This is a genomic window from Mycobacterium sp. 852002-51971_SCH5477799-a, assembly GCF_001667145.1.
Taxonomy (GTDB): Bacteria; Actinomycetota; Actinomycetes; order Mycobacteriales; family Mycobacteriaceae; genus Mycobacterium.
In genome coordinates, this window is the sequence record NZ_LZIF01000041.1 from 1 (window position 1) to 5,582 (window position 5,582).

The following is a 5,582-nucleotide window of genomic DNA, read 5'->3' on the forward strand; positions in this document are numbered from 1 at the left end:
GCGGTGGCGCAGGCGGTGCCATCGGCGGATCCGCCGGGGGCGGGGCGTAGGGGCCTCCCGCACACACCGGGTTGGCGGGCTGGCTGATGCAGCTCGGGTCCGCCGGGCCGGTGGGCGCGCCGCCGGCGGCATACGGCCCACCCTGGCATTGCGCTACCTCTGGCATCGCCACGCACCGGGGATCGGCTGGGTTGGTGGGCAGGTTGGGATCGGGGTCGTCCAGCGGAGCGGGCGCGCCGGGCGTGCGCACGGGCATCGCGTTCGCCGGAACTGCCGCACCGCTCGCAACAACACCAAGCAGCGCCGCGGCAACGGCCGCTCTTGTCATCGCGTCGCGGATCTTCGGCGCCGTTGCCCAACCCATAGGTCCCCCTTTATGTGCGGGCGGCCCCGCTCGCGTAGATGCATAGTAAGGACGCTTTGCACCGAAAGCCAGCAAATCGCGCGGCGAGCAACGTTGCGAGCAGTGCACGCGACATATCATCGGCTCGGTTTTTGCGCGGCTCCCACATACTCACCGATGAAGCCGTTTCGCAACCACCACCGGGGGCTGGTGTGGGTGAAGATGTCGTCGTCGAGGGCGCGGGTGCGCACCGACCTCCTGACCGGGAACGGATTCATCCCAGACTTGTACTCGACGCCAACCATGGCCGGCGTGGTCGGGCGGCCTCGCCTGGGCAGCAGCTCGAAACCGGCCTGCTGGAGCATGGTATTCAACTCAACCGGGCGGGGGAATCGCCGAAAGTCGTGGTTGGGCTTGTGCAGGCCGAACACGTACAGCGGCCCGACGGTGACGAAGCACAGCCAGGTGAACAGGTTGCGGTCCGGTGTTACATAGAACATTCGACCGCCTGGCTTCAGCGCGGCGAACACGCTGTCGAGCAGGCGGCGGTGCTCCGTGCAATGGTCGAACACTCCGTGCAGATAAATCAGGTCGAACCGACTGGCCGCCAACACATCCGCGTTTCGTGCGTCGCCGACGATGAAGTTCACCCCGGACCGGCCGGCGAACCGTTTCCGGGCTGCGTCGATCGATTTGTAGTCGACATCGACGCCGACGATGTCCCACTGGCCCAGCTCCGGATAGCGTTCCAGCAATCCCGCGATCGCCCCTCCGCCGCCGCAGCCGACCACCGCCATCCTAGGGCGTTCATTATCCGCGGATGGCAGATAGTCGCGTAGGAAATCCCATGCGGTGTAGTCGATTTCGCTGACCAGGTCAGCGGTGAAGCGCCACTGCGCGCTGACGTCAGCGTTGGAGAAGTAGCGGACGCCGCGCTCGATCGTGCCGTTGCTGATCCGCATCAGCGCGCGATCGATCACCGAATAGCGGTACTCGGGCTCACCGACGGCGTCGTTGGCCCGTTCGTGATCGAGGAACTCGAAGTAGCGTCGCTCTTCGGGTTCGATTGGGGGTTCCCACGACTGGGCTTTGCCGAGCACCCGTTCCCGGATCCACGAGTCGATGACCCGGCTGTAGACGTCTTTGTCGAACAACATGAGCTGATGGCCGCCGCCAGGCATCATGAAAAAGTCTTTGGTCCCGCCGATCCGCTCAAAGCATGCCCGGCAGTGCTCGGCGCCGACGATTTCATCGTGCTCGCCACACGTGATCAGGACAGGTTTTGTGTTGGCCGCGGCGGGCAGCGGCGGGACATAGTTGAAGACCGAGTGGTAGCTTTTGAACCCGTACGACCAGACGTACAGCGGGTCCTTCTTTTTCGTTTCCAGTAATCCTGGGTCTTCTTGGTAGGCGGCCTTGAAGTTGATGAACCGCCGCAGCGGGATCCGCAGGCGATCACCTATCTTCGCTGCCGCATAGTGCGCTGGGCGCGACTGAAACAGCCGGATCGGCAAGCTCATTGGCGTCTCGTGATTCAACAAGATGTTCATGCACACACCGGCCACCACGGCGGGGCACGCGTCGAGCGCGTGGAATGCGACTTCGCCGCCCTGGCTCGCGCCGTGCACGACGACGGGCACACAAGTGCGTCGCGCGGCGTAATCCGTAACTGCCCTGGTGTCTTCGAGGAAATCCTCGAAGCTGAACACCCCCGCCTTGCCTTCGGTGCGACCATGCCCGGTCAGGTCGAACGAATAAACCGCCGCCCGATGGTGGCGGCGCATGTGCTCGGCGAACGTGTCGTAACCTTCGCTGTGTCCGGCGGTGCCATGCACCAGCACCAAGACATAGTCGGCGTTGTCGTTGTCGTAGCGGCGCACGAAGATACGTCTGGCACCGGATCCGGTCACCGCATCCTCGACCATCGGCGGGACTGCGTGGGTGGTGGTGTTTGCGGTCATCAGCGCCTCGACTTCAATCCTTCGGTGATGCGGGTGGCGATCATGTGCGCGAAGGCGTCGAAATCGCCGCGGAAGCGTTCGGCGTCGGAAATGAACGGGCGCTGCATCGACATGCCCAGCAACACGATTTCCACGAGATGCACCGTCTCGTCGATCAAGCTCGGTGGCGCGTCGTCGTCCACGATGGCGCGCAGCAACTCACCGATCCGCCGACGCTGAGTATCGCGATACTCGACGTACGCGGTACGCAAGAACTCATTGTGGTTTGCCGCCGCGGCGAACTCGACCATGAACGTGACCGCGTCGAGGTTGTCGATGAACAGGGCGTACAGCAGATCTGCCGCTTCGTTCAGGCCGTCCTGCACCGACCTCCGGTCGGCCAGTCGGACAGAAGCGGCAGAGAACATCGTCTTGGCCAAGTCGTCGATCGCGGCCTGAAAAAGCTTTTCCTTCGTCTCGAAGTGATAGTGCAGCAGGGTCTGCGAAACGCCCGCCTTGGCCGAGATCAGCTTCATCGACGACTTCTCGTAGCCGTACGCGCCGAAGCACCGCACCGTCGTCTGCAGGATTCGCTGTCGGGCGTCGCCGGCCGTCACCGCGGAGTGAGCGCTGGGCGCCTTCGGAACGGTTGCGGTCACATCGACTCTTCTCTTCATCGCCGGCTACCCGATAACGTACTGTCTGATCAATCAGTCAGGCAACCATGATCCGACGGGTGAGCACCTGCTAATGCATTCGAAAATCACCTTGACCTTCGACAACGGCCCGACGCCCGGGGTGACGGACCAGGTTCTCGACGCGCTCGCACAACGCCGGATGCTCGCCATGTTCTTCGTCGTCGGGCAGAACGTTCGCGCGCCGGCTGGGCGCCGGCTGATGGCGCGTGCCGTGCGTGAGGGGCATCGGATCGGCAACCACTCCTACACCCACGGACTGCCTCTCGGGGAGCTGTCCCCCGGGCAAAGCGTTCACGAAATCAGCAGCACGCAAGAGCTTTTGGACGATTTTGCCGATGTCGATCGGTACTTCCGGCCGTGGGGGACGGAGGGCGCGCTCGAACGGCGTTGCCTGAATCGGGCGGCGATCGACTACCTCGTCGCGCAGAAGTACACCTGCGTGCTGTGGAACAGCGTCCCGCGCGACTGGGCCGATCCCGTCGGATGGGTGGAGCGAGCGCTCGCCGACACCGGCGAGTCCCGGCACACCGTGGTGGTGCTGCACGACCTGCCCACCGGCGCGATGGAACACCTGCCCAGATTCCTCGATGAACTCACCCACTCCGGCGTGCAGGTCACCACCCAACTCCCCGACGATTGCGTGCCGATCGCGCGGGGCCGGGTGCGAACGCCCGTCGATCACCTTCGACCCGAGACCTAGAGCACCGAAAGCCCCACCTGATCCCCATTCAGGACGCCGGGCTACAGACCCACCTGCGCAGCCTGGATATCAAGTTCACCCAGCGTCGCGATCTCGGCGCCGGATAGTCCCGGCGACGGCCCATGCACCGGCGAAGTTCGACGCCTAGTGTGGCTGGACATGAAGGTGCCCCTGCTGGGACCGGTGTCGCTCACGGGCTTCCAGAACGCCTGGTTCTTCCTGGTTCTGCTGATCGTGCTGCTGGTGATCGGCCTCTACGTCGTGCAGCAATTCGCCCGCCGTCGCCGGGTGCTGCGCTTCGCGAACATGGAGGTGCTGGAGCGGGTGGCGCCACCGGCGCCCGGCAAGTGGCGACACGTGCCGACCATCCTGCTGGCCGTGTCGCTGGTGCTGCTGACCACCGCGATGGCGGGGCCGACCTCGGACGTCCGGATCCCGCTCAACCGCGCCGTCATCATGCTGGTGATCGACATGTCCCAGTCCATGCGGGCGACGGACGTCGAACCCAACCGGCTCAAGGCGGCCGAACGGGCCGCGACCCAGTTCGCCGGTCAGCTGACGCCCGGCATCAACCTCGGGCTGGTCGGATTCGCCGGCACGCCCTATTTGCTGGTGCCACCGACCCCGCAGCACCAGACCACCATCGATGCCCTGAAGAAGCTCGATTTCGCCGACAGCACCGCGACCGGCGAAGCGATCTTCACCGCCCTGCACGCGATCAGCGCCACCGCGGTCGTCGGCGGCGACACCCCGCCGCCGGCGCGGATCGTGCTGCTCTCCGACGGGGGCGAAAACAAGCCCTCCAACCCCGGCGATCCGCACGACGGCGTCTACACCGCGGCGCGGCTGGCCAAAGACGAGGGCGTGCAGATCTCGACGATCTCGTTCGGGACCAAGGGCGGCGAGATCGAGATGGACGGGCAGCGCCACGCCGTCCCGGTCTCGACCGACCAGATGAAGACGGTCGCCAAGCTGTCCGGCGGCCAGTCCTACACCGCCACCACCCTCGGGGAGCTCCAGAAGAGCTACAACGCCATCGAGAACGAGATCGGCTACCGCACCGTGCCGGGACCCGGCAGCTCCGGCTGGCTGCGCCTCAGCGTGCTGACCGCCCTGATCGCGACGGCGCTGGCGCTCCTGATCAACCGGCGCCTGCCCAGCTGAGGACTCAGGCGGGCAGCCTGCGGTTCAGCAGCAGACCGGCCAGGACTGCGGCGGCCATGACGAAGGCGCCGAGCAGCATCCAGGCCAGGCTCGCGTCGCCCTTCACGGTTTCGTAGCCGATCTGGCGCTGTAGCGTCGAGTACACGTTCTTCAGCGAATCCAGGCTGTCGGCGTGAAACGATTGGCCATCGGTGATCTCGCAGATCTTCTGCAGGGTCTGGTCGTCCACCGGAACCGGGATGGTGGCGCCCTCGTAGTCGACGGTGCCGTACGGGGTGCCGAACGAGATCGTCGAGATCTGCACGCCCTCGGCCTTGGCGGCCCGGGCCGCGGTGAACGCCCCCTGCGGGGCGTTGGGGTCCAGCGGCACGTTCTCGGCACCGTCGGACTCCAGCACGATGCGCGCCGGCGGTGGGCCGTCGCCGCCGCCCATCACCGACCCCACCGTCGCGATCGCCTGCAGGGCGGTGAAGATGCCTTCTCCCGTCGCGGTGCTTTGGGCGAAATCGAGCTTCTTGAGGCTGTCGATGCCGGCCTCGCGCGCGCCGCGGGGGGGCGTCGGTGGCACCAGCAGGGCGTGCCGGCGAATCCGACCAGCCCGAGGTTGATGCCGGGCGTCAGCTGACCGGCGAACTGGGTCGCGGCCCGTTCGGCCGCCTTGAGCCGGTTGGGTTCGACGTCCGTCGCCCGCATGGACTGGGACATGTCGATCACCAGCATGATGACCGCGCGGCCTG

Annotated in this window: 4 protein-coding genes and 2 pseudogenes; 2 read left to right on the forward strand and 4 right to left on the reverse strand. The window is 65.8% G+C overall.

The genetic code is table 11. The features are described 5' to 3' along the window. From A5753_RS24225 to A5753_RS04120, 3 genes and pseudogenes are all read right to left on the reverse strand, one after another. Positions 1-364 (reverse strand): annotated as a pseudogene (locus A5753_RS24225) (hypothetical protein); the annotation flags it as partial. 116 nt (positions 365-480) lie between these two features. Continuing rightward, on the reverse strand, positions 481-2,304 hold the full coding sequence (locus A5753_RS04115; protein WP_067123711.1) for an alpha/beta fold hydrolase: 1,824 nt from the start codon (positions 2,302-2,304) through the stop codon (positions 481-483). After that, positions 2,304-2,942: a TetR/AcrR family transcriptional regulator gene (locus tag A5753_RS04120; protein WP_231989989.1), complete on the reverse strand. Its 639-nt coding sequence runs from the start codon at positions 2,940-2,942 to the stop codon at positions 2,304-2,306. Before A5753_RS04120 ends, A5753_RS04115 begins: the two co-directional genes overlap by 1 nt. A gap of 91 nt (positions 2,943-3,033) precedes the next feature. Here A5753_RS04120 and A5753_RS04125 point away from each other — a divergent pair, with 91 nt between their 5' ends. After that, complete coding sequence (locus tag A5753_RS04125; protein ID WP_067123713.1) at positions 3,034-3,681, forward strand: polysaccharide deacetylase family protein; 648 nt, start codon at positions 3,034-3,036, stop codon at positions 3,679-3,681. Positions 3,682-3,840: 159 nt separating this feature from the next. Next, entirely contained in the window at positions 3,841-4,845 is a 1,005-nt protein-coding gene (locus tag A5753_RS04130; RefSeq protein WP_067123717.1) for a VWA domain-containing protein, read from the forward strand. A gap of 4 nt (positions 4,846-4,849) precedes the next feature. Here A5753_RS04130 and A5753_RS04135 read toward each other — a convergent pair. Further along, a pseudogene (locus A5753_RS04135) lies at positions 4,850-5,582 on the reverse strand (VWA domain-containing protein); the annotation flags it as partial.

Bases quoted from the DNA above. Each gene is read 5' to 3' on its own strand.
- A5753_RS04125 (WP_067123713.1), top strand. From the start codon at position 3,034: ATGCATTCGAAAATCACCTTGACCTTCGACAACGGCCCGACGCCCGGG.
- A5753_RS04115 (WP_067123711.1), bottom strand. From the start codon at position 2,304: ATGACCGCAAACACCACCACCCACGCAGTCCCGCCGATGGTCGAGGAT.
- A5753_RS04130 (WP_067123717.1), top strand. From the start codon at position 3,841: ATGAAGGTGCCCCTGCTGGGACCGGTGTCGCTCACGGGCTTCCAGAAC.